Here is a 22,174-nt window from a genome sequence, read left to right as displayed (position 1 = left end):
GAGGAAGTGCATTATGCCATCAGGAAGAACGCATACGAAAATAAACTTAATATCCCTTCCGGTTGTTTTGTTTTTGCTCTTTTCGTATGGATTAACAAATTTTGATTTTTTATTAACTTTTGCAATTGGTTTTTTAGTAGGTACTTCATTTTTAACACCAGATTTAGATACGTACAGTAATGCTTATAACAAATGGGGTTTCTTACGTATATTTTGGTATCCTTATAAGAAAGTAATGCCACATCGATCTTTCTTTACGCATACGATTATACTTGGTGATGTGATTCGTATTGCGTACATGTTAATCGTCTTTTCTCCATTTTTATTCCTATTAAATGTAATCGCACTGGATGGTAATTTAATAGAAATTGCGAAGAAACATGAGGTTGAAATTGTAACGTTCTTAATGGGAATTGTTGTGGCAAGTACGCTTCACATTATAGCGGATAAAGTGAATACGCGCCGAAAGAAAATGATGAGAAAAAAGAAGAAACGCAGAAGATAAAGTGAACGAATCGGGAAAAGGACCCTTGCAATTTGCAAGGGTCCTTTTTTAAACAAACGTTTGTTTAAAATTAAGCTTTCAGTACTTTAATTCCTTTTACAATGTTCCAGATGAAGTAGTATAAGCTGATGATTCCGCAAATAGCTAAGACAATCATTGATCCAATTCCAAGTGTTATATCTGCTTGGTCAGATCCCATGCCCATAATTCCTAAAATGACTACGCCGATAAATGTAGCGATACTTGGAATGATGTGTGTCCATAGAGCACGTTTTGCATGTGGCTTTGTTTCAGCGTCCCCCACAATCCAAACGATAATTGGGAATAAGATAGGGGCAAATAGTACACTAAAGTACGATAAAGCAGCTAATATTTTGTTTCCATTCATATATATCACCTCATAAATAATGTCCGTTGTTATACTATTATTATGCAATAATTTTTGCAAGCTTTCTATCGATGAACATTACAGGAACATGACGATTTTGTAAGATTTTTTTGTTAAATGATAAAATTTTCAAAAAAATCTTTTTTAATGGAAATTGTTATGGTACAGTATAAATGAAAGTTGTTGAAAACGTTTTCTTAAACGTTTTTTTATTTTAGGCTTAAAGGTATGATGACCTGATAGTCTATTGATGAGGTTATTCTATTTAAAAGGGGATTCTTTAGGGGGAGAGAACAATGAACACATGGACACAAGTTTATGATCCGTTCGGTAATATTTGGATTTCAGCAGCAGTCGCACTTATTCCGATTATCTTTTTTTTCTTAGCTTTAGCGATTTTTCGCATGAAGGGGTATGTGGCAGGATTTATTACAGTTGTACTTACAGTTTTAGTAGCGTTATTCGCTTATAAAATGCCGTTCACGATGGCAATGGCAGCAACCGGGTACGGTTTTTTGTACGGGTTATGGCCGATTGCTTGGATTATCATTATGTCGGTATTTTTATATAAAATTTCTGTGAAAACAGGTCAATTCGATGTGATTCGTGCATCGGTATTATCGATTACGAATGATCATCGTCTACTCGTTATTTTAATTGGATTTTCATTTGGAGCATTTTTAGAAGGAGCGGCAGGATTTGGAGCACCAGTAGCGATTACAGCAGCGCTTCTTGCGGGTCTTGGGTTAAATCCTTTATACGCAGCAGGTCTTTGTTTGATTGCAAATACTGCACCAGTGGCGTTCGGAGCGATGGGAATTCCGATTACAGTTGCTGGACAAGTAACAGGTATTGATCCACATAAAATTGGACAAATGGCTGGACATCAATTACCGTTCCTATCATTATTTGTGCCATTCTTTATCGTATTTTTAATGGATGGATTTAAAGGGATAAGACAAACGTGGCCTGCGTTACTTGTAGCGGGTAGTTCATTTGCAATTACGCAGTTCATTACAGCGACATTTTTAGGGCCGGAACTTCCGGATATTACATCGGCACTTGTAAGTTTAATTAGTTTAGCGCTGTTCTTAAAAGTTTGGCAGCCGAAAGAAATCTATCAATCCGAGCAAGCAAATAGTGAAGTAGCAGCAACAACGACAGCAGCATCGATGCCGAAATTAACGTTTGGAAAAGTAGTAAAAGCATGGTCTCCATTTATCGTATTAACGGTTATGGTAGTCATTTGGAGCCAAAGTTTCTTTAAGGCATTATTCGCTCCAGGAGGGGCTTTAGCAAGTCTTGTATTTAAGTTTGAAATTCCAGGTCTGCATAATCTAGTAATGAAAGCAGAACCAATTGTAAATAAACCAACGCCTTACGAGGCAATTCTGAAGTTCGATGTATTATCGGCAACTGGAACAGCAATTTTAATTGCTTGTATCATTTCCATGTTTATTTTGAAAATGAATGTAAAAGATGCAGTAGTGACATTTAAAGAAACGTTAAACGAATTAAAAATGCCAATTCTATCTATCGGATTCGTACTAGGATTTGCATTTATCGCAAACTATTCTGGTCTATCTTCTACGTTAGCGTTAGCATTAGCCGGAACTGGCGGACTATTCCCGTTCTTCTCACCATTCTTAGGCTGGATTGGCGTATTCCTAACAGGGTCTGATACGTCTGCGAATGCACTGTTCTCGAATTTACAAGCCATTACAGCGCAGCAAGTCGGCGTATCTGAAGTGCTTCTCGTTGCAGCAAATACAACAGGCGGTGTAACAGGGAAAATGATTTCCCCGCAGTCGATTGCGATCGCTTGTGCAGCAGTTGGTCTTGCTGGAAAAGAATCGGATTTGTTCCGTTTTACAGTGAAGCATAGTTTGTTCTTCGTAATTATTGTTGGTATTATGACGTATGTGCAGGCATATTATTTAACGTGGATGATTCCATAAACAACAAAAGAAATAAACTTTGAATTTTTCAGATTATAGTGTATGATGGGAAAGTATTGAAAATTAAATCAGTGATAAACTAGGGGTGCCTAACGTATGCGTAGGCTGAGAGAGAAGCGCGTGAACTTCTTAACCCTTTGGACCTGATCTGGCTCGTACCAGCGTAGGGAAGTTAATGGCTTTACATAATGATGTCTTTATGAGCCAGGTCCTTATTTTTTTATGGACCTGGCTCTTTTTATTTTGGCATGCGCTGGCCATATCTCGTCCTTGTCACGAACAGGGGGGCAACAAAATTTATGAAACAATCTGTTTCAGCTGAGCAAATTGAATTGAAATCGAGTTTACCAGGGAGTAAAAAAGTATATGTGAATGGACCACGAGAAGGTATGAAAGTGCCGATGCGTGAGATTGAACAAAGCGAAACGAATGGCGTTCCAAATCCGCCAATCCGTGTGTATGATACGAGCGGTCCTTATACAGATCCTGCGTATAAGGTCGAGTTGGAAAAAGGTATTCCAACACCGCGCCACTCTTGGATTATGGGGCGTGGTGATGTAGAAGCATACGAAGGGCGCGAAGTGAAACCAGAGGATGACGGTGTGAAAGTGGCTTCGAAGCATACATCTGTTTTCCCGCAAATGGATCGCCAGCCGCTTAGAGCGAAGCAAGGTGCAAACGTTACGCAAATGCACTATGCACGTAATGGCATTATTACGTCTGAGATGGAATATGTTGCGATTCGTGAAGGTGTAGAGCCGGAGTTTGTTCGTAAGGAAATCGCGGAAGGCCGTGCCATTTTACCAGCGAATATTAACCATCCGGAAGCAGAGCCGATGATTATTGGGCGTAACTTCCACGTGAAGGTCAATGCAAATATCGGAAACTCTGCTGTATCTTCTTCTATTGCAGAAGAAGTAGAGAAGATGACGTGGGCAACGCGCTGGGGTGCGGATACGATTATGGATTTATCTACAGGTAAAAACATTCATACGACGCGTGAGTGGATTATTCGTAACGCGCCTGTACCAGTTGGGACTGTACCGATCTATCAAGCGCTGGAAAAAGTAAACGGAATTGCAGAAGATTTAACGTGGGAAGTATATCGTGATACGTTAATTGAGCAAGCTGAGCAAGGCGTGGATTACTTTACGATTCACGCTGGTGTATTGCTTCGTTACATTCCAATCACGGCAAAGCGTACGACAGGTATCGTTTCACGTGGTGGTTCGATTATGGCACAGTGGTGTTTATTCCATCATAAAGAAAACTTCCTATACACTCATTTTGAAGAGATTTGTGAAATTATGAAGCAGTATGATGTTGCGTTCTCTCTCGGAGATGGATTACGTCCAGGTTCGATTGCAGATGCAAATGACGAAGCACAGTTTTCTGAGCTTGAAACACTTGGTGAATTAACCAAAATTGCTTGGAAACATGATGTGCAAGTTATGATCGAAGGACCTGGACACGTACCGATGCACTTAATTAAAGAGAATATGGAGAAAGAACTTGATATTTGTCAGGGCGCGCCGTTTTACACACTTGGGCCACTAACGACAGATATTGCACCAGGTTATGACCATATTACATCGGCAATTGGAGCTGCGATGATCGGTTGGTTTGGAACGGCGATGCTTTGTTATGTAACGCCGAAAGAACATTTAGGTTTACCGAATAAAGATGATGTACGCACGGGTGTTATTACGTACAAAATTGCAGCGCATGCGGCTGATCTTGCAAAAGGGCATAAAACGGCTCATCAGCGTGATGATGCACTTTCAAAAGCACGTTTCGAATTTCGTTGGCGCGATCAATTTAATTTATCTTTAGATCCTGAACGTGCGATGGAATATCACGATGAAACATTGCCAGCAGAAGGTGCGAAAACGGCTCATTTCTGCTCCATGTGTGGACCGAAGTTTTGTAGTATGAGAATTTCACATGATATTCGTGAATATGCGAAAGAAAATGATTTAGAAACGACAGAAGCAATTGAAAAAGGGATGAAAGAGAAAGCGAAAGAATTTAAAGACACTGGTAGTCATTTATACCAATAACACGTTACACCTCTTTACTTGATTGATCACACTGTAGTACCTAACTTAAATATAGAAGAAGCCCGCTTTGCTAAGACGGTAGCAAAGCGGGCTTCTGTCGTTTATCCCGCATTAACGGGCAGTAAGACCCCCTCCTCAAAATTCAGCGGAAGCAAAGAAGTTAGGTCGGGGTCGGGCTGCCCGTAAAAGCCCGATTGGTTTAACTAATAATCAGTGGGGGATGAACAAAACCCGCACTGATTAAAGTTTCACTTTATAAGGCGAAGAAGAGGTGTACCCAGTAGTATAAGAGGAATAATGTGACGACTGTTGTGAGAGGAATAACGATAAGGGATACACTTAAATAGTCTTTCCATTTTACTTTAATTTTGTTTTGTTTCAGAATATACATCCAAATGAGTGAAGCTAGTGTACCAATTGGTAGTAATAGTGAACCGATGTCACTACCAATAATGTTTGCGAGGTAGATAGTTTTTAATGTGACTGGGTCTAGTCCCATTTCTGTTAATGTGATTGTACCAATCATAAGTGCAGGATGGTTATTGAAGACGTTAGAGAGGAGGGAGACGAGTCCACCCATTGCAAAGCTAGCATAGAGTAGATGTTGACTTACAACTGGTTCAAGCCAATTTACAAGCGCCGCTGTTAATCCTGCGTTGTGAAGCCCGTAAATAATGACGTACATAGAGAAAGCGAAAATTAAAATGTGCCACGGTGTCTTTTTCAAAATATCGACAGGGTTTGTTCGTAAGTAGTACCATCTCCAGATGAGAAGAACGAGTGAACCGAGTACAGCAACAATTTCGATTGGAATCGATAAGAAGGATGCAACGAATAAAAGGCAGCGCATAAGGAAGACGAAACCTAATACTTTTAACATGAATCTTGTACGCTTTTGTTTCGTATCAACAGAATTATTTCCTTTTAGTGGATGGAAGTTTTTCGTGAAGAAAATTTCTTCAATATCATATGAAGAAACAGGTAATTTTTTCGGAAGTTTTTTCTTTAAAACTGTATACATAAGCCATGACATAAATAATAAGCCTAATGTTGCAGGTACAAACATCATAGCAGTATGCATATAAAGAGTCATATGGACGATGTTTAATGCGATTAAATTTACGATATTACTTACACCAATTGGTGCACTAGATGCCGTAGCGATTAAAGCGCCACTTAATAAATAAGGAATTTGCTGATGAGGTTTTAATTGAAGATTTTTTAGAAGAAGAATTAAAATTGGAGTTGTAATTAAAATACTACCGTCGTTATTAAATAAAAGAGTCATAAGAAAACATAGTAATTGAATATACCAGTATAAACGGTGACCAGAACCCTTTGCTAAATTTGCTAGTTTTGCTGCGGACCAATGGAAGAAGCCGAAGCTTTCTAATATAACGGCCATAACGATGGTCGCTAATATTGTTATGGAGGCACCGCCAATTTTACTTATAATGTCCATGACGTCTGGTTTTGACACAAGTCCAGTAATCAGGATAATGCCAGCACCGATTGCTGCTGGCCATGCCTCATTTAAACCACGAGGCCGCCAAAAGATAACAATCATCGTTAAGAAGAATACAATAATAGTAATCCATATTTCAATGCTCATATTTTGCCTACCTTTCTATTTCCCCTTGAACAGATGTAGCTTGTCTCAAGTTTATATTGGTAGTATATTCAGCAAAAAATAAGAAGAACTAGACGTATAACGAGATGAAGCGAATATGTGTTTTTCAAGCTAAAGGACAAGTGTCACTAGTAGTGAAATAACTATTGTGATAGGAGTCTATAAATTGATTGGGTGGTAAGGTAGTAAATGAGACTTATATCGGTGTAACTGAAAATATATCAGCGATTATTGAAATATATCGGCGCAACTGAAAATATATCAGCGATTATTAAAATATATCGATTTACCGACAAAACATGAAAAAGGAGTCTATCCCAAAATACCTTTTGGAACAGACTCCAAGGCTATATTATTTTTCCTTCAAAAAAGTACGATCCTTCAAGAATAAATTCCAGAAGAAAATAAATCCTGGTAATAAAATTGCAATCCCAATTGCGTATAGAATGAGAAGTGCATAGAACGTTTCTGTCGTTGTAAAGCTTGTAAATACAGTTACGTCAGGATAAATAATATACGGTAAATGCGCGACGCCGTAAGCGTAGCTTGCAAATGCATATTGAGCGACGACAGCTAAAACGGCAATGCGAGGGTATCCTAGTGTATTGTACTTTTTGTTTGTCCACCAAAGGGACGAGTATCCGATAACGAATAAAACAATAGAAACTGTAAACCACGGGAATTGCTTTATTAATCCTTGCATAAGCCAATGTGTTTCTGGATCCATTACAACGAGGGCAATGATCGCCGTAACGAGCGTTGCAGGACCAAGGATGATGGCATTTCTTCTATAAATTCTATACGTATCTTCTGAACTTTGTTCTCTCGCAAAATCAGCGAGAAAGAGAGAGGAGAGAAATAGTTCAGACGTTATTCCGAAGAGCATATAGCAATAGATAACCGGGCTAGAAAGAAGTTTTCCATACAGGAGTACTTCTTTCCCTTCAGACATTGTAATATAGGCTCCCTCTGTAACGGGTAAAACGGTAATTAATAGTGCTGGAATTAAGAGACCAGTAATACCTGAAATAACCCGAAGAAGGTACTGATATTTCGGCAAGGAGTAAGCAAACACCATAAATGTACTACGTACTGCAACGAGCACTAAAATTAACATAACTGGTACGAACATTACTGTCGCAAGGGTAAAGGCCGCTTTCGGAAAGAAGCCGAGAAATGCGACAACGACGAAAACAAGAAACGTATTTGTTACTTCCCAAGTAGGTGATAAGTACCGATTCGCAAGTTTGGCAGCGAGCGTTGGATGTTTTGCGTATACCATGCCCCAAAAACCAGCGCCAAAATCGATGGACCCTAATATACTGTATACGAAAATAAGGGCCCATAAGATGATGATTGCAATACTTTCCTCATGCATGAGAATCGCCTCCTTGGTGTTGTAAATCATTCTTTAATGGATGTCTTCTAAAGAATGTCCGTAGAACAAAGACTGTTAAAATAGCGAGTCCAATATATAAAATGATGAACAAAATAAATAAAGGACCGACGAAATCAGCGCGTGTAGATGCATCGACGGTACGCTGCATACCATAAATTGTCCATGGTTGACGACCGCTACAACTGAAAATCCATCCGAATTCAATACCGAGCATCATAATTGGTCCGCATGCGGCAGCCCCCAAAAGTAGCCACTTCGGTAGTTCTGTTCCCTTTTTTCGGTAAACGAAGTACCAATATAAGAGCGCAATTGCTGCAACTGCAAAGGTAAACGCAGCAGTGCCGACCATTAAGTTGAACAGTGTATGTGTATAAAATGGTGGCCATGTTTCTTGTGGGAATTCCTTTAAACCTTTTACGACAGTGTTAGGGTCTAGTCCCACTAATAAGCTAAGCATGTTTGGAATTTCAAGTGCATAGTTTAGTTCAAGTGTATTAGGATCCACAACTCCGCCAATGGATAGCGGTGCGTGTGATGTCGTTTCAAATAAAGCTTCAGCAGATGCAAGTTTTTCAGGTGAGTGTTTATGTAAGGCAATCGCTGATTCATGTCCTGAAAGCCACATCGTAGCGCCTGTAATAAATGTAACGACAAGCCCTAATAGTAGCCCTTTTTTATGATAAGCAATTTCACGTGTACTTAAATTTTTCTTCAATAATTTAAATCCAGCGATAGAAACAATGACAGCCGCACCAGTTGCATAAGCCGTAATAACGACATGGAATGCACTTGTGCCAAAACTCGGATTAAAGAAAGCTTTCCACGGATCAACGTTAAAAACAGATCCATCTGGATTCATTGAAAAGCCTGCGGGTGTATTCATCCATGTATTTGCTGATGTAATGAGCACGGCGGATGCCGTGGCACCAAGCATGACGAAAAATAGCGAGATTAATCTCATAAATGGAGGAAGTTTATCAGCTGCATATACGTAAATCGACATGAATAAAGCCTCCAAAAAGAAGGCGAAAATCTCAATTTGGAAGGGAACAGAAATAACTTGCCCGACAATTTTGGCAAAACCAGGCCAAAGAAGTGAGATTTGTACACCAACAATTGTTCCAGTTGGAATTGCTACACCGAGAAGAATAGCAAACGCCTTTGTCCATCTTTTCGCCATAATGGCATAGTCGGAGTCTTTCTTCCAGTGATAGAGTACTTCGCTTATAAAAATCATCAATGAAAGTCCGACACCAAGTGTTGCAAAGATAATGTGGAATGCTAATGAAGAACCAAAAAATGCTCTTGCTAATGTTACCGTATCCATATGTAAACTCCTCTTCTTTTTTGCCATTATTTTCTGATTGAATTGGAAGATTTATTCAAAAAAACTACCAAAAATATATATGTATTTAAAAAGTGAATATGATAATATAATGTTGTAATATTTTGAATAGAAAGAAATGAATAGTTGCTCATGTTTTGTTTGTTTTTTGCGCAGGAATATTTTATAATCTTTTATGCGAACATAAGTTCTGTTTTCGGAATGAAGAAGTTTATGTGAAATGGAGAGGGTGTTTTATGTATCCTGAAGTCATTAAAAAGATGGCATTTTCAAAAGAGCATAGAGATTTATTATTGAAGCTATATAATAAAGAGATTACACGTCGTGAATATGATCGACTTGTACAATCGCTATATAAACCTTCTAAAGAGGTTTGCGGGGGATAGAAATGTGGGAGACAATCTAATAGATTGTCTTTTTTAAATTTATGTATGTTCTGATAAAATTAAGGTTAGCCTTACTAGGGAGGTGAAAAGATTGCGGAAACGTTTATATATAGGGATTGGAGTTATCTTCTTAATCGCTTTAGGTGGAATTGTATTTTGGTCAGCTTTACAAGGAAACCGTACAGAAAATTTTATTTTAAGACATATGGTGAATGAAAATGGAACGCTTGCCACGTATCGTTTAGTAGATACTAAGGCAGGTACGGGTGAAGCAAAGGGACGTGAAGCTTTATCAGAATCGGCGGGATTATGGTTACAATATACACTTGATAAAGATGACCAGGCGTTATTTGATGAGCAAGTAAAGGTTATTCAAGATAATTTCGTATATAAGAATCATATCGTTTTATGGAAACTCTCTGAAAAGGGAGAGAGGCAGTCAGCTACAAATGCACTTATAGATGATCTTCGTATTATAGAACAATTATATCGTTCTTATGAAATGTATAAGGAAGAGCGTTATAAAAACCTTGCTGATCAATTAAGTGATGCTGTACTTCGTTATAATAAAAAAGATAATTATTATGTTGATTATTATGATGCAGATGCAGGGAAACAAAATAATTTTGTAACAACATCATACATAAATCCGCGTGCATTCTCCTATATGAAGAAGTACGGCAAAGTTTCTGTTCAGCAATATCAGGAGGTCGTTCAATTTTTAGCTGATTATCCAAGGCATGGCTGGGCATTCCCAAAAGAGTATAAAGAAGATGGTACATTTACGTACGATAAAGAAGTGAATCTTATTGACCAATCATACGTTGCATATCATCGGAGTTTAGGAGGTCTTTCATCAGATGCTTATTTGGAATTTATAAAGAAGAAGTTCCAAGAGGATGGAAAGCTATACGGTCGTTACAATTTAGAAACGGGAAAACAAACTGTGAATTATGAATCGCCGGCCGCGTACGGATTAACGATTTTGTACGTACTACAAACAGGTGATACAAAGTTTGCGAAGGAATTGTATGATCATATGTCCACATTCCGAAATGACAACGTATTTAGTAGATATTACGGTGGATATGTAACAGGTGAAAATAATAATACGCATATTTTTGATAATGTACTACCACTTTTAGCTGAAATGGAATTAAAAAAGAGTGAACAATAAAAGGTGCCACCATATGAGGGTGGCACCTTTTATTGTTCATATAATTTTACGTCCTAATATTAGAAAAGTAGTCAATTACGAATTCACGGAATTGCTGAGCTGTTTTTGATAAGTAACGTTTTTTGGACCAACTTAATCCGATGGTTCGCTGACAATTGGGTTCAATAATACGCAACTTGCTTGATGCTAAAGTAGAGTTTTTTAATAAAGTTAAACTTGGAACAAAAGCGATGCCGAGCCCTTGCTTAATGAGGTCGCTAATCACTGTCGGTTCATCTACTTCAAAAGCAATATGCGGAGTGAAACCAGCTTCTTTACAAAATTCATCCGTTAAGTGCCGAAATCCATAGCCAGTATTCATACTAATAAACGGTTCGTCTTTTACTTCATGCAGGTGGATATTTTCTCGGCCGGATAAACGGTGGCCTGAAGGGACGACTAAGAAAATTTCTTCTGTAATAAGTGGTTCCCAAACAATCTCCTCACCTGCAATTGGCACAGAGGAGATACAAAAGTCAATTTCTATATTATCTAGTTGTCGTTTCATAGAAGGAGTAGATGCAAGAAATTGTTGGAATCTAACGTTAGGATGTTCTAGTAAAAAAGAGCCAAGTAGTTCCGGTAATATTCTTGGAATAGAAACGGCCAGTGTAATAGAGCTTTGTTGTAATTCGGCTAAATCTTTAATTTCTCGTTCCCCTTCACTTAATTCATGAAAAATACGTTCTACCCGTTTTAAAAATACTTTTCCGAAAGAATTTAAAGTAATCTGTCGGCCTTGGCGATCAAATAAAGGGACGCCTAAATCCTTTTCAAGTCTAGCAATTGTTTTGCTGAGTGAAGGTTGCGCGATATGCAATTCTTCAGCTGCCTTTGTCATATGTTCTAGTCGTGCGACTGTCTGAAAGTATTTTAACTGGAGCAGTTCCATTTCGAATCCCCTTTCTATAGACCAAAAGGAATGAATTGATAATTAAAGATGTATTATACAGTATGGAAAGTGACGTGTATAGTAAATCTGTTAAACCATTCTAATGGTGTTAAATTCGGAGAAGGAGTATGTTTCATGAAGGGAATTAAACTTATATTTAAAGATTGGAAAGCGATGTGGCACCATAAACATGGACGTATCGCTTTAATTTTTTTGTTAATCGTTCCGTTAATTTATTCAGGATTCTTTTTAGCTGGATATTGGGATCCGTACGGGAAATTAGATAAATTACCTGTTGCAGTTGTGAACTTAGATAAGGGTGCTGTGATGGATGAAAAAATAATTCATGCAGGAGACGATTTTGTTAAAAATTTAAAAGAGAATAAGGAACTGGCTTTTCATTTCGTATCAGAAAAAAATGCAGATGAAGGGTTAAAAGAAGATAAATATTATATGGTTGTTACGATTCCGGAAGATTTCTCTAAAAAGGTAAGTACACTTATGGATGAGAAACCAGAGCCGGCAAAGTTGCAGTACAAAGTAAATCCAGGTAAAAACTTTGTAGCAGCTCAAATTGGAACGACAGCTGTTGAAAATATGAAAACAAAAATCTCAAACAGTATTACGAAATCTTATACAGAAGGTGTCTTTTCAAAGTTTCAAGATTTGGCACAAGGATTGAGTGATGCAAGTAATGGTGCTGGGAAGTTACATGAAGGAACGACCGATGCAAAAAATGGAGCGAATCAGCTTGCGGATGGTATTGATCGTTTAAGTAATGGGACATCGAAATTGAAAGAAGGAAGTGACAAGCTTGCATCCAGCAGTCAAGCTGCTTTAACTGGGGGAGCAAATGAGCTGAGTCAAGGAGCGACATCACTTCATAGTGGTATGGAGTTATTAGCACAAGGTGAAAAAACGTTACAATCAGGAGTTAGTGAATTAAGTGCTGGTACAAATGAATGGGTGAATGGAAATGAAAAACTTGCTGAAGGGCAAGCGAAAGCGGACAATGCGGCAAATAATGTGAAACAACAATTAGAAGAGTACGTGAAAAATCATCCAGAAGTGCAGCAAGATCCCGCTTTTCAAAAAATTGTTGCTACGTCTGATGGACTAGCTAAAGCAACAAGTACTTTAAATAATAGCCAACAACAATTGACACAAGGAGCGAAGAAGCTTACTGACGGTCAACATAAGATTGAAGAAGGCATAAATACATTCGGAGTTAAGTTAAATGAAGCTACTGCTGGAACGAAAAAGATAGCAGATGGTGCATCGAATTTGGCTGATGGATTTACGAAGTGGGGAAATGGATTTACATCATTGCAAGAAGGTGTAAATCAGCTTGCAAGTGGTGGAACGGAGCTGAATAACGGTGCTAGTAAATTAACAAATGGACTTGTTAAACTTGATGATGGTGCGAAAGAACTTTCTACGAAATTGGGAGAGGGCGCAGAGAAGATAGCGGATGTTCGTAATGATGATGCACGTAATACGATGTTCTCAGAGCCAGTTCAGTTAGTGAAGTCAACAGTTTCTGACGTTCCTAACTACGGTTCAGGCATTGCGCCATATTTCTTATCACTTGCATTTTATGTTGGCGGAATTATGGCATCGAATATTTTACCGCTTGGCCGCAGACAAAATATGAAGGTAAGCGGAACGGTACATTTTATTAATAAACTAGGATTGGTATATTTAATTGGACTTATTCAAGCGCTACTCGTAGATGTAGTTGTGCTAGGTGTTATGAAATTAGAAGTCGCAAGTGTGCCACTCTTTGTTTTATCAAGTATTGTTATTTCCTTTACGTTCATGACATTTATTCTTATGTTAGTAACAGTATTTGGTCTTGTTGGAAAGTTCTTAGCGGTAACGCTTCTTGTCTTGCAATTAGCGACAAGCGGGGGGACTTTCCCAGGAGAATTAAACATAGCTGTTCTTAGCAAAATTGGACAGTTTCTCCCAATGTCTCATTCTCTTAGAGGATTACAAGATGTTATCTCTTTAGGAGATTGGTCGCAATTACAAATGCAAATTTTAATATTGTTATGTTATCTCGTTGTTGCCGGTGGAATTGCTTGGATCACGAGCCATATACAGCATAGAGAAACGAATGTAGAACAAGTTTCTTAAAATGAAAGAAGCTATCCGATTTTTTCGGATAGCTTCTTTTTTATTTACGTTCCATTACTGCAAAGTAATTATTTTCATTATCAGCAAAGTTGAATGCTCTACCAGTAGGTAAATCTACAACCTGTCCAACTGTGACATTTTTCTCAGAAAGATCTTTATATAGACGGTCTAAGTCATTTGAGAAGAACATAAGTGAAGGTGTATTAAGGTTTAGTTCAGGTTGCATCTTCGCGATTAACGCTTTATCGTGAAGGACGATGCTTGTTCCTGCTTCTTTCGCCGGTGCAATTTCAATCCAGCGGAATCCGTTTCCGTTATTTTCTTCCGCAATGATTTGGAACCCTACTTTTTCTGTCCAAAATTGTACTGTTGCGTCTTGGTTATTTACATATAGCATAATTTGTCCAACTTGATTAATCATAGGTGTCTCTCGCTTTCTTTTTTATATGCATATTATTATATCAAATATATGGTTTGAATAGTTTTTTATGATTTTTTCGGAATACAACCTTCGTCCATTCCATCTTTGTTGTAGGAGAAGGCCCTGTAATCCAAGTATGAAATGGTATTGTGCTACAAATGACCATTGTTGAAATAGAGATAATAGCCGTCAACACAAATAGTAATAGGCTATATAATATAGTATTTTCTTGCAGTGTGAATAAAGAAAGAAACTTTGTACATAGTTGCAAGAAGAATAAGTGAGCTAAATAAGCACCATACGTGTAATTTCCAATGAAACGTAACGTTTTATATAAGAAACCACGACGCTGTACTATCATAATAGATAACACATACAGTATGATAATTTCGCAGACGATATATAAAAACATAGATGGTTTTAAATAGGTAGAAACAGTTAAATGAATAGAGTTTGCTCCATAAAAACTAAACAACTCATAATTGATGAATAAAAATAAGATGAAAAATAATATTGTTATAAGCGGGATATGTTTCATGACGAATAGACGCCAAGTTTTTAGTGCTACAGCGGCAATGCCACCCATAACGAAATAGAATGAGTAGAATAGAAATGATCGATCTGTATAATGTAAAATTGTTGAACTTGTTAATTTTTCTCCATTAAAAATATAGTGAGAAGAGAACCACATTAATAGAAAATATAGGCACGCGAAAAAGGTCATATATTTATATATGTCTTTTTTATTTTCTGTTCGTTTTTGAAACCAATAAAAAAGTGTGCATAGTAAAGGGAACAATAAGTGAATTTGGAACATCATAATAACGTACCAAAGATGGGGCGCGGCTGTTCCGAGTAATAAACTTTTTATTCCACTTTGTAACGTAATAAGATCGTTTGTTGTTAATAAGTAAAGAATAGACCAAAAGAAATAAGGAATGAGTAAGTGTGTCGCTTTTTCAGCAATATATTCTTTATATACTAATTGTTTCGTATAGTGACGAATTAAGTGAAATCCAACGATAAATATGAATGCTGGTGCTGAGAATTTTGCAAGATTAAATAGCATGCCCATAATGAGGGATTGCTCAAGTAAGACATTTCCTTGATTCATTGTATATAATAAGGAACTTTGCAAAACGACAGCGAGAAATGCAATGCTTTGCAAAACTTTAAATTCAGGTGCGCTTTGTGTCATCGTGTCCATCTCCTTTTCCATACATGATTATAGTACGGAGAATGGATAATGGATGTGGAATATTTGTGAAGATTTTAACAAATTTGTGGCGAGAGGAGATATCAACTTATCAACAAATAACGACAAAAAGAGGATGCTCGTTTAGAGCATCCTCTTTTTAGCTATTAAGCAAATTTGTTTTTGATCCAATTCTTACCTTCTACAAGGCGAGCTGTCATTACCGCACAAGCGTTATCTGCTGTTACGTTTAACATCGTTGCAGGAGGATCAATGATTGTACTAATTGCTGCGATAATTGGCAGTGCTTCTGGCGGGAAACCGTATAGAGATACGATTAACATTTCACCAATCATACCACCGCCTGGAATAGCACCCATTACTGTTCCTACTAATAAAGAAACAACAAGTGCGATTGCTAATGTTTTCGGTCCTTCGAATTCCATATTGAAAATACCGAATAAGAAAGCAATTTTTAATACGCCACCTAAAACAGAGCCGTCTTTATGAAGTGTAGAACCAAGAAGGACAACTGTTTCACGAACGTCTGAAGAAATACCCATTTTCTTCGTTGCTTCTAAGTTCGCTGGAATACTTGCGGCACTACTACAAGTTGCAAGTGATGTAACTGTAGGAGAGACCATGTTTTTCCAAAATACTTGTACACCTTGTTTGCGACCTGCAAGGTATGCATAGAATGTGAAAAATACAAAGAAATAAATTAGAGAAGCTGGATAGTATACCATTGCTGCTCGGAAGTAAGTTCCAAGAAGTTGTGGTCCGAATTCACCAACTAATGCTGCAAAGTAAGCAGCAAGTCCGATTGGAGCGTAGTACATAATGAAAGATACAACCTTCATTGAAATCTCTGCACCAGCTTGTAGGAATGTAGCGAATGGCTTTCCTTTTTCGCCAACTGCTGAAGTTGCAATCCCCATTAAGATAGAGAAGAAAATAAGAGCTAACATATTTTCACGAGATAGTAACTTCGAGAAGTCAGATACTGTTAAAATACCGACGATTTGATCTGCAACACTAACAGCTTTGCCGGCTTTGTCAGGTTGTGTTAGTTCTAGTACAACACCTTGTGCTGGCGGGAATACTTTCACGACAATAATCATAAAAATAGCAGCTAAAATACTTGTAAATAAGAAAGTCCCAGCCATACTAGACATAATTTTACCGAAACGTTTTAATCCATCCATATTAGCAATAGACGATGCGATGCTAAAGAACACTAGAGGTACAACAATCGTAAACATTAAGTTTAAGAAAATGTCACCAAGCGGCTTTAAAGCAACTGCATCGGCACCCATGAAATAACCAATGAAACCACCAATTAGGATAGAAGATAATAAAATAAGTGGAAAGCGATATGCCTTCATAAATATATCCTCCTATCAATTAAAAAAATCATACTGAATCATTATAGCGAGTTAGAGTCCTCTTTACTAGGAGAATACGGATAAATGGAATAGCGTGAAAACGAAGAAATTTTTGTTTTTAAGCTCGGCATACAGCAGGAAATCTAGACATATATATTTGTAACCTAGTGGTGGCAAGGGGTGCACCGTAAGTTAGGTTTAGAAAAAGGGGGAGGGAAGCGGGATGAATATTTTACTTTGCTGTGCAGCGGGAATGTCTTCCAGTTTGATTGTTACAAAGATGGAGAAAGCAGCAGAGGCAAGAGGGATAGAGGTAAAAATCTGGGCAGTATCAGGTTCTGAAGTAAATAGTCACATTGATAAAGCTGATGTCCTTTTACTTGGACCGCAAGTACGTTATTTATTACCGAAAATGAAAGAATTATGTAAAGAGAAAGGGATACCTGTTGATGTCATTCAATCCGTTCATTACGGACTTTGTAATGGAGAAGCTATCTTGCAAGCAGCTTTGTCAATGAAACCATGAGGAGAGTGGGATAGATGATACGGTTTTTAGAGAAGTATGTAATGCCGGTAGCAGGGAAGGTTGCAGAGCAGAGGCATTTACAAGCAATTCGAGATGGAATTATTTTAACGATGCCTTTCTTAATTATTGGATCGTTTTTCCTCATTATTAGTGCACTGCCGATACCGGGATATAACGAGTTTATGGCAGGTTTGTTTGGTGAGAATTGGCAGAGAGCTTTAGGGTATCCAGTTAGTGCAACTTTTAATATAATGGCTTTAATAGCTGTTTTTGGAATCGCTTACAGGCTTGGTGAGTATTATAAAGTGGATGCTTTAGCATCCGGGGCATTGTCGCTTGTGACGTTTTTACTTGCGACTCCATTTCAAGTTGCATATATTATACCAAGTACAAAAGAAAGCGTACTTGTAGAAGGTGCAATCCCAGCTGCATTAATGGGAAGCCAAGGGTTATTTGTGGCAATGATTATTGCACTTATATCTACTGAACTTTATCGGTTTATTGTACAAAAAAAGATGATTATAAAGATGCCAGAGACTGTTCCACCAGCTGTGACACGTTCATTTGCAGCACTTGTTCCAGGATTTATTGTTGTAACGGTTATTTGGATTTTGCGCTTAATTATAGAAAACACTTCTTTTGGCAGTATCCATAATATCGTAGGACAAATTTTACAGGAACCACTTAGTGTACTTGGTGCTAGTCTTTGGGGCGCAATAATAGCAGTTATTCTAGTTCATGTTCTTTGGTCTTGTGGAATTCATGGTGCTACTATTGTTGGTGGTGTAATGAGCCCTGTTTGGTTGTCGTTAATGGATCAAAACCGAGTTGCTTTTCAAGCTGGGCAAGATGTACCAAATACCATTACGGCACAGTTTTTTGACTTATGGATTTATATGGGCGGTTCTGGTGCAACGCTTGCTCTAGTTGTCGGAATGTTACTATTTGCACGAAGTCAACAATTAAAAAGTTTAGGGAGATTGTCAATTGCACCTGGTATATTTAATATTAATGAGATGGTAACTTTTGGTATGCCGATTGTGATGAACCCACTTTTACTAATTCCATTTATATTAGTTCCAGTTGTGTTAACAATTGTTTCTTACTTTGCAATGGAATGGGGATGGGTCGCACGTCCAAGTGGGGCCGCTGTACCTTGGACGACACCTATTCTTTTTAGTGGATATTTAGGATCGGGCGGGAAAATTTCAGGTGTTATTTTGCAACTTGTTAACTTTGCGCTAGCATTCTTCATTTATTTACCGTTCTTAAAAATATGGGATAAACAAAAACTGGCGGAAGAAAAGGGGGAGTAAAGAACTAAAATGGATACGATAGAGACGAAAGCTTTTCATTTAATCTTGCATGGGGGAAACGCGAGAAGTTGTTCAATGGAAGCAATTGATTGTGCGAAGCGTGGGGAGTTTACAGAAGCTGAAGCTAAATTACAAGAAGCACTAGAGGAATTAAAAGAGGCGCACCGCGTACAAACGGAGCTTATCCAGAAAGAAGCTGGTGGCGAAAAGACCGAAGTTACTCTTTTAATGGTACACGCGCAAGATCATTTAATGAATGCAATTACGGTGAAAGAATTAGCGAGTGAGTTTGTAGAGTTATATAGGAAGATGTCGGTGGATGAATGAACCTTGCTTATGCAAGGTTTTTTTATCTCGAATTAACGGGCAGTAAAACTCCCACTAATTAAAATTTCATTTTATGTATGTGCCTGTACCATCAGTGGAATGTTCATCCCACTGATGGTATTTACAATCCTCCTTTTTTCGGATGAGTAAGAGTTATAATTAATCGGCAGTAACAATTTCTCCTATACCACGAATTAATCTTTTTATATGCATCCGTTCCGGTTTTAATATATTTACGATATAATCAATCGCTATTTGTGGTTCAACGGTTGTACCGCAAGTATAACAGTCAATAGCTGCAAAATTTTGTTCCGGGTAAGTGTGAATGGAAAGATGGCTTTCCGATAGTAAAACCAAAACAGTAACGCCATGCGGATGGAATTCTTTTGTACTTACGTTTAAAACATGAGCACCAGAGCAATTTGCAGCGTTAACTAAATGGTATTCTAAAAAGTGAATATCATCTAATAGGGAAAAGTCCACTCCCCACAAATCTACTATTATATGCTTGCCAAAAGTAGAATATTCCATAGGGTAGCACTCCTTACTATAATATCGTCAAAACTCCATTTCTTGTTTGTAGCATTGATGTAGGATAAGGTTCGATTCTGAATTTAAAAGAGCATGGTTACGTTGTTCTAGATGTTCTTCTTTAAATTGAAATAAAGGAAAAAGAATAGCAGGCAATGTTCGAGGAGTTGGTACTACATATAATTGTTCAATTTGATCGAGTACATAGGCAGAATTAGCAGCGATATGAAATCCCCAATCAGTTCCGAAAGAAGGGACTATTGTATGATAACTCTTCACAGTTAATCCAGCGTGTTCAATTGTATTACCGATACTCCAATATACTAGAGGTGCATCAGCAGGTGAATTAGATTGACAGACAAAAGCACCATCTTTTGTTAAGAATGTAGCTATACGAGCAAATAGTTCGCTTGTATATAAAGTACTTAACAACTCTGTCGCTGGGTCTGGAAAATCAATAATGATTACATCATATAAAGATGAAGGTGAATTTAGAAATTCTTTTGCATCGCATACGTGCACGTTCACTCGATTATCAAAAAAAGCGTTTTTGTTTAAAGATACTATTTCTGGGACATTACGTGCCATATTAATCATTGCTTCGTCTAGGTCAACGAGGTCTACATGTAGCACAGTTTCATATTTCAAAACTTCTCGTAAGGCAAGACCATCGCCACCACCTAATATGAGAACACGTTTTGGATCAATGACTTTTGCCATAATCGGATGTACAAGCGCTTCATGATAAATTTGCTCATCAACGGAACTAAATTGTAGTTGCTTGTCCAAGTATAAGCGAACATCATTTACTTGGACTAAATTAATATTTTGATAATTACTCTTTTCTTCAAATAACTTCGTATGCTCACCAGCTTGTATTTCCTTTAGAGAAATTTCATCCCACACATCTAAGCTGTGTGAATCTGTGGGTACTATAATTACATTTTCTGATTGTACTTGCTTATCCTGTGCATCTTGTTCTTCTTGTTTACCATGCTTGTCCTGCTTATTTTCTATTTCCTGCGCTTCTAGTTCAAACTTGTCAGAGTTTAATTCAGAACGTTTATCTTTCTTACAGCATGTTATTTTATAAATCGTCATTTGGTTCTTTTTTCTATGTTTTGGCATAGGAATCTCCTTTCAAAGTGTGTGATTTTATTCTATTTTATGTAATCTAGTAGAGTTTGCTTGGACAAAAGATAGAAGAGTATGTTCAAGAGTATGTTGTTTTTTTACTAGATTTCTACGATGAAAAAATTTTTTAGTGTTTTTTTATGTTAAACATAACTAGACAACTAAACACTAATCTATTTTCATACAGTTATGTGTTAAAAGCGTGTTGTTTTATAACACACTGTGTGTTTTTTGAGTAACACACTAATTGAAAGCGTTAACACACAAAGAAAATGCTCGAAAAAGCACTGATTTTAGTGGTTTTAAAAAGTTGGCACGCAAATTGCATTAATAAATAGCGTAAAGAAAAATAAATAAACATAAATTTTTTATACTACACAAGGGGGATTTTCAAATGAATATTTTATTATGTTGCTCAGCAGGGATGTCTACAAGTTTACTAGTTACAAAAATGGAAGCGGCTGCAAAAGCTCGCGGTCTAGAAGGAAAGATTTGGGCTGTATCTGGGGATGCAGTAAAAACGAATATCGATCAAGCAGATGTATTATTACTAGGACCACAAGTTCGTTACATGCTTTCTTCAATGAAAACGCTTGCTGACGAGAGAAACGTTGGAATCGACGTTATCAATCCAATGCACTACGGCATGATGAATGGAGAAGCAGTTTTAGATCACGCATTAACACTTAAAAAATAATTAGGGGGGAAGCGAAATGCAAAAGTTTATTGCATTTATGGAGAAATATATTGTTCCTGTCGCTGGTAAAATCGGATCGCAACGTCACTTAGCTGCGATCCGTGACGGATTTATTGCAGTTATGCCACTTATTTTAGTTGGTGCACTGGCATCACTAATTAATGGTTTTCCGTCTGAAGCTTTCCAAGATTTCATGAAAGGTTTGTTTGGTGAAACGTGGAAACAAGTCGGCGGTGGAATGTGGACTGGTTCTTTCGCGATTCTAGCACTAATCATAGCATTTACAACAAGTTATAACTTAGCAAAATCTTACGGCGTTGATGGTTTGTCAGCAGGTATTATTTCATTTGGTGCGTTAATTATTCTTACGCCAACAACACCGAAAGAAGGCGGATTGAACTTAGCTTGGACAGGTGCACAAGGGTTATTTGTAGCAATTATCGTGGCACTCCTTGTTACTGAAGTATTCCGTTTCTTTGTACAAAGAAACATTACTTTTAAAATGCCTGATGGAGTACCACCAGCAGTTTTAAGATCTTTCGCAGCTATAGTTCCAGCATTTGTTATCTTAACAGTAGTTGCAGGTATTCAATTAGCAGTGAAATTAGCTGGTACAAGTGTTCATGAATTTATCTTTAATACGATTCAATCACCACTACAAAGTTTAGCAGGGACATTACCAAGTGCAATTGTCATTGTACTCCTTGTTCATCTTCTTTGGTTC

21 protein-coding genes and 1 riboswitch are annotated in these 22,174 nt (G+C 37.6%); of the genes, 11 read left to right on the top strand and 10 right to left on the bottom strand.

Translation table 11 applies throughout. The features are described 5' to 3' along the window. The first annotated feature begins 13 nt into the window (after positions 1-13). A complete protein-coding gene (locus MR170_RS14680) occupies positions 14-505 on the top strand; it encodes a metal-binding protein (RefSeq protein ID WP_001139059.1) in 492 nt (163 codons plus the stop codon). Between the two features lie 70 nt (positions 506-575). On the opposite strand, the gene MR170_RS14675 is transcribed toward MR170_RS14680, so the two are convergent. Then, positions 576-893 carry a magnetosome magnetite crystal formation protein family gene (locus MR170_RS14675; RefSeq protein WP_016079707.1) on the bottom strand — a complete coding sequence of 106 codons (318 nt, stop codon included), beginning with the start codon at positions 891-893 and terminating at the stop codon, positions 576-578. Positions 894-1,189: 296 nt separating this feature from the next. Between MR170_RS14675 and lldP the strand changes: the two genes are divergently transcribed. Beyond that, the gene (gene lldP / locus MR170_RS14670; protein WP_242308535.1) at positions 1,190-2,851 is read left to right on the top strand and encodes an L-lactate permease; all 1,662 of its coding nucleotides are present in this window, start codon (positions 1,190-1,192) and stop codon (positions 2,849-2,851) included. Between the two features lie 71 nt (positions 2,852-2,922). Further along, positions 2,923-3,038: riboswitch (TPP riboswitch) on the top strand. Positions 3,039-3,150: 112 nt separating this feature from the next. Continuing rightward, on the top strand, positions 3,151-4,911 hold the full coding sequence (gene thiC / locus MR170_RS14665; protein WP_242308534.1) for a phosphomethylpyrimidine synthase ThiC: 1,761 nt from the start codon (positions 3,151-3,153) through the stop codon (positions 4,909-4,911). 253 nt (positions 4,912-5,164) lie between these two features. Here the strand turns inward: thiC and MR170_RS14660 are convergent, their stop codons facing one another. The 3 genes from MR170_RS14660 to cydA all read right to left on the bottom strand — a co-directional run bounded on the left by MR170_RS14660 (position 5,165) and on the right by cydA (position 9,267). Continuing rightward, the gene (locus tag MR170_RS14660; RefSeq protein ID WP_016079710.1) at positions 5,165-6,523 is read right to left on the bottom strand and encodes an arsenic transporter; all 1,359 of its coding nucleotides are present in this window, start codon (positions 6,521-6,523) and stop codon (positions 5,165-5,167) included. 370 nt (positions 6,524-6,893) lie between these two features. Beyond that, on the bottom strand, positions 6,894-7,919 hold the full coding sequence (locus MR170_RS14655) for a cytochrome d ubiquinol oxidase subunit II (protein WP_000544183.1): 1,026 nt from the start codon (positions 7,917-7,919) through the stop codon (positions 6,894-6,896). Beyond that, positions 7,912-9,267: a cytochrome ubiquinol oxidase subunit I gene (cydA, locus tag MR170_RS14650; RefSeq protein WP_242308533.1), complete on the bottom strand. Its 1,356-nt coding sequence runs from the start codon at positions 9,265-9,267 to the stop codon at positions 7,912-7,914. Before cydA ends, MR170_RS14655 begins: the two co-directional genes overlap by 8 nt. A 254-nt stretch (positions 9,268-9,521) precedes the next feature. On the opposite strand from cydA, the gene MR170_RS14645 reads away from it, so the two are divergent. Together MR170_RS14645 and MR170_RS14640 are read left to right on the top strand one after the other, a co-directional pair. After that, positions 9,522-9,671 carry a hypothetical protein gene (locus MR170_RS14645; protein ID WP_000283180.1) on the top strand — a complete coding sequence of 50 codons (150 nt, stop codon included), beginning with the start codon at positions 9,522-9,524 and terminating at the stop codon, positions 9,669-9,671. A gap of 91 nt (positions 9,672-9,762) precedes the next feature. Further along, positions 9,763-10,848, top strand: coding sequence for a transcriptional regulator (locus tag MR170_RS14640; protein ID WP_242308532.1), 1,086 nt, complete (start codon positions 9,763-9,765; stop codon positions 10,846-10,848). 46 nt (positions 10,849-10,894) lie between these two features. On the opposite strand, the gene MR170_RS14635 is transcribed toward MR170_RS14640, so the two are convergent. Continuing rightward, a complete protein-coding gene (locus MR170_RS14635) occupies positions 10,895-11,779 on the bottom strand; it encodes a LysR family transcriptional regulator (RefSeq protein ID WP_016079713.1) in 885 nt (294 codons plus the stop codon). A 135-nt stretch (positions 11,780-11,914) separates the two neighbouring features. Between MR170_RS14635 and MR170_RS14630 the strand changes: the two genes are divergently transcribed. Beyond that, positions 11,915-13,918, top strand: coding sequence for a YhgE/Pip family protein (locus MR170_RS14630; protein ID WP_242308531.1), 2,004 nt, complete (start codon positions 11,915-11,917; stop codon positions 13,916-13,918). Positions 13,919-13,958: 40 nt separating this feature from the next. On the opposite strand, the gene MR170_RS14625 is transcribed toward MR170_RS14630, so the two are convergent. The 3 genes from MR170_RS14625 to MR170_RS14615 all read right to left on the bottom strand — a co-directional run bounded on the left by MR170_RS14625 (position 13,959) and on the right by MR170_RS14615 (position 16,919). Next, positions 13,959-14,339 carry a VOC family protein gene (locus MR170_RS14625; RefSeq protein WP_242308529.1) on the bottom strand — a complete coding sequence of 127 codons (381 nt, stop codon included), beginning with the start codon at positions 14,337-14,339 and terminating at the stop codon, positions 13,959-13,961. 40 nt (positions 14,340-14,379) lie between these two features. Beyond that, a complete protein-coding gene (locus tag MR170_RS14620) occupies positions 14,380-15,537 on the bottom strand; it encodes an acyltransferase (protein WP_016079715.1) in 1,158 nt (385 codons plus the stop codon). 164 nt (positions 15,538-15,701) lie between these two features. Continuing rightward, positions 15,702-16,919 carry a dicarboxylate/amino acid:cation symporter gene (locus tag MR170_RS14615; RefSeq protein ID WP_000649376.1) on the bottom strand — a complete coding sequence of 406 codons (1,218 nt, stop codon included), beginning with the start codon at positions 16,917-16,919 and terminating at the stop codon, positions 15,702-15,704. Positions 16,920-17,142: 223 nt separating this feature from the next. Between MR170_RS14615 and MR170_RS14610 the strand changes: the two genes are divergently transcribed. Genes MR170_RS14610 through MR170_RS14600 form a run of 3 tightly spaced genes read left to right on the top strand, consistent with a single transcriptional unit; the run spans position 17,143 to position 19,088 of the window. Continuing rightward, positions 17,143-17,445: a PTS sugar transporter subunit IIB gene (locus tag MR170_RS14610; protein WP_016079717.1), complete on the top strand. Its 303-nt coding sequence runs from the start codon at positions 17,143-17,145 to the stop codon at positions 17,443-17,445. Positions 17,446-17,459: 14 nt separating this feature from the next. After that, positions 17,460-18,761, top strand: coding sequence for a PTS cellobiose transporter subunit IIC (gene celB, locus MR170_RS14605; protein WP_016079718.1), 1,302 nt, complete (start codon positions 17,460-17,462; stop codon positions 18,759-18,761). 9 nt (positions 18,762-18,770) lie between these two features. Beyond that, complete coding sequence (locus MR170_RS14600; RefSeq protein ID WP_000379645.1) at positions 18,771-19,088, top strand: PTS sugar transporter subunit IIA; 318 nt, start codon at positions 18,771-18,773, stop codon at positions 19,086-19,088. A 159-nt stretch (positions 19,089-19,247) separates the two neighbouring features. Here the strand turns inward: MR170_RS14600 and speD are convergent, their stop codons facing one another. Further along, complete coding sequence (speD, locus tag MR170_RS14595) at positions 19,248-19,619, bottom strand: adenosylmethionine decarboxylase (RefSeq protein ID WP_242308528.1); 372 nt, start codon at positions 19,617-19,619, stop codon at positions 19,248-19,250. A 27-nt stretch (positions 19,620-19,646) separates the two neighbouring features. Continuing rightward, on the bottom strand, positions 19,647-20,747 hold the full coding sequence (locus MR170_RS14590) for a polyamine aminopropyltransferase (protein WP_242308527.1): 1,101 nt from the start codon (positions 20,745-20,747) through the stop codon (positions 19,647-19,649). 400 nt (positions 20,748-21,147) lie between these two features. On the opposite strand from MR170_RS14590, the gene MR170_RS14585 reads away from it, so the two are divergent. Both MR170_RS14585 and MR170_RS14580 read left to right on the top strand, forming a co-directional pair. Further along, on the top strand, positions 21,148-21,450 hold the full coding sequence (locus tag MR170_RS14585; RefSeq protein WP_001023569.1) for a PTS sugar transporter subunit IIB: 303 nt from the start codon (positions 21,148-21,150) through the stop codon (positions 21,448-21,450). A 16-nt stretch (positions 21,451-21,466) separates the two neighbouring features. Then, positions 21,467-22,174: PTS sugar transporter subunit IIC (locus MR170_RS14580; protein ID WP_242308526.1), on the top strand; the 708-nt coding region annotated here is incomplete at its 3' end.

Origin of the sequence: Bacillus cereus group sp. BfR-BA-01524 (assembly GCF_022662595.1) — a bacterium.
Classification (GTDB): Bacteria; Bacillota; Bacilli; order Bacillales; family Bacillaceae_G; genus Bacillus_A; species Bacillus_A thuringiensis_S.
This window is presented reverse-complemented; position numbering and strand designations above follow the sequence as displayed.

Bases quoted from the DNA above. Each gene is read 5' to 3' on its own strand.
- MR170_RS14680 (WP_001139059.1), top strand. From the start codon at position 14: ATGCCATCAGGAAGAACGCATACGAAAATAAACTTAATATCCCTTCCG.
- MR170_RS14675 (WP_016079707.1), bottom strand. From the start codon at position 893: ATGAATGGAAACAAAATATTAGCTGCTTTATCGTACTTTAGTGTACTA.
- lldP (WP_242308535.1), top strand. From the start codon at position 1,190: ATGAACACATGGACACAAGTTTATGATCCGTTCGGTAATATTTGGATT.
- thiC (WP_242308534.1), top strand. From the start codon at position 3,151: ATGAAACAATCTGTTTCAGCTGAGCAAATTGAATTGAAATCGAGTTTA.
- MR170_RS14660 (WP_016079710.1), bottom strand. From the start codon at position 6,523: ATGAGCATTGAAATATGGATTACTATTATTGTATTCTTCTTAACGATG.
- MR170_RS14655 (WP_000544183.1), bottom strand. From the start codon at position 7,919: ATGCATGAGGAAAGTATTGCAATCATCATCTTATGGGCCCTTATTTTC.
- cydA (WP_242308533.1), bottom strand. From the start codon at position 9,267: ATGGATACGGTAACATTAGCAAGAGCATTTTTTGGTTCTTCATTAGCA.
- MR170_RS14645 (WP_000283180.1), top strand. From the start codon at position 9,522: ATGTATCCTGAAGTCATTAAAAAGATGGCATTTTCAAAAGAGCATAGA.
- MR170_RS14635 (WP_016079713.1), bottom strand. From the start codon at position 11,779: ATGGAACTGCTCCAGTTAAAATACTTTCAGACAGTCGCACGACTAGAA.
- MR170_RS14630 (WP_242308531.1), top strand. From the start codon at position 11,915: ATGAAGGGAATTAAACTTATATTTAAAGATTGGAAAGCGATGTGGCAC.
- MR170_RS14625 (WP_242308529.1), bottom strand. From the start codon at position 14,339: ATGATTAATCAAGTTGGACAAATTATGCTATATGTAAATAACCAAGAC.
- MR170_RS14620 (WP_016079715.1), bottom strand. From the start codon at position 15,537: ATGACACAAAGCGCACCTGAATTTAAAGTTTTGCAAAGCATTGCATTT.
- MR170_RS14615 (WP_000649376.1), bottom strand. From the start codon at position 16,919: ATGAAGGCATATCGCTTTCCACTTATTTTATTATCTTCTATCCTAATT.
- MR170_RS14610 (WP_016079717.1), top strand. From the start codon at position 17,143: ATGAATATTTTACTTTGCTGTGCAGCGGGAATGTCTTCCAGTTTGATT.
- celB (WP_016079718.1), top strand. From the start codon at position 17,460: ATGATACGGTTTTTAGAGAAGTATGTAATGCCGGTAGCAGGGAAGGTT.
- MR170_RS14600 (WP_000379645.1), top strand. From the start codon at position 18,771: ATGGATACGATAGAGACGAAAGCTTTTCATTTAATCTTGCATGGGGGA.
- speD (WP_242308528.1), bottom strand. From the start codon at position 19,619: ATGGAATATTCTACTTTTGGCAAGCATATAATAGTAGATTTGTGGGGA.
- MR170_RS14590 (WP_242308527.1), bottom strand. From the start codon at position 20,747: ATGCCAAAACATAGAAAAAAGAACCAAATGACGATTTATAAAATAACA.
- MR170_RS14585 (WP_001023569.1), top strand. From the start codon at position 21,148: ATGAATATTTTATTATGTTGCTCAGCAGGGATGTCTACAAGTTTACTA.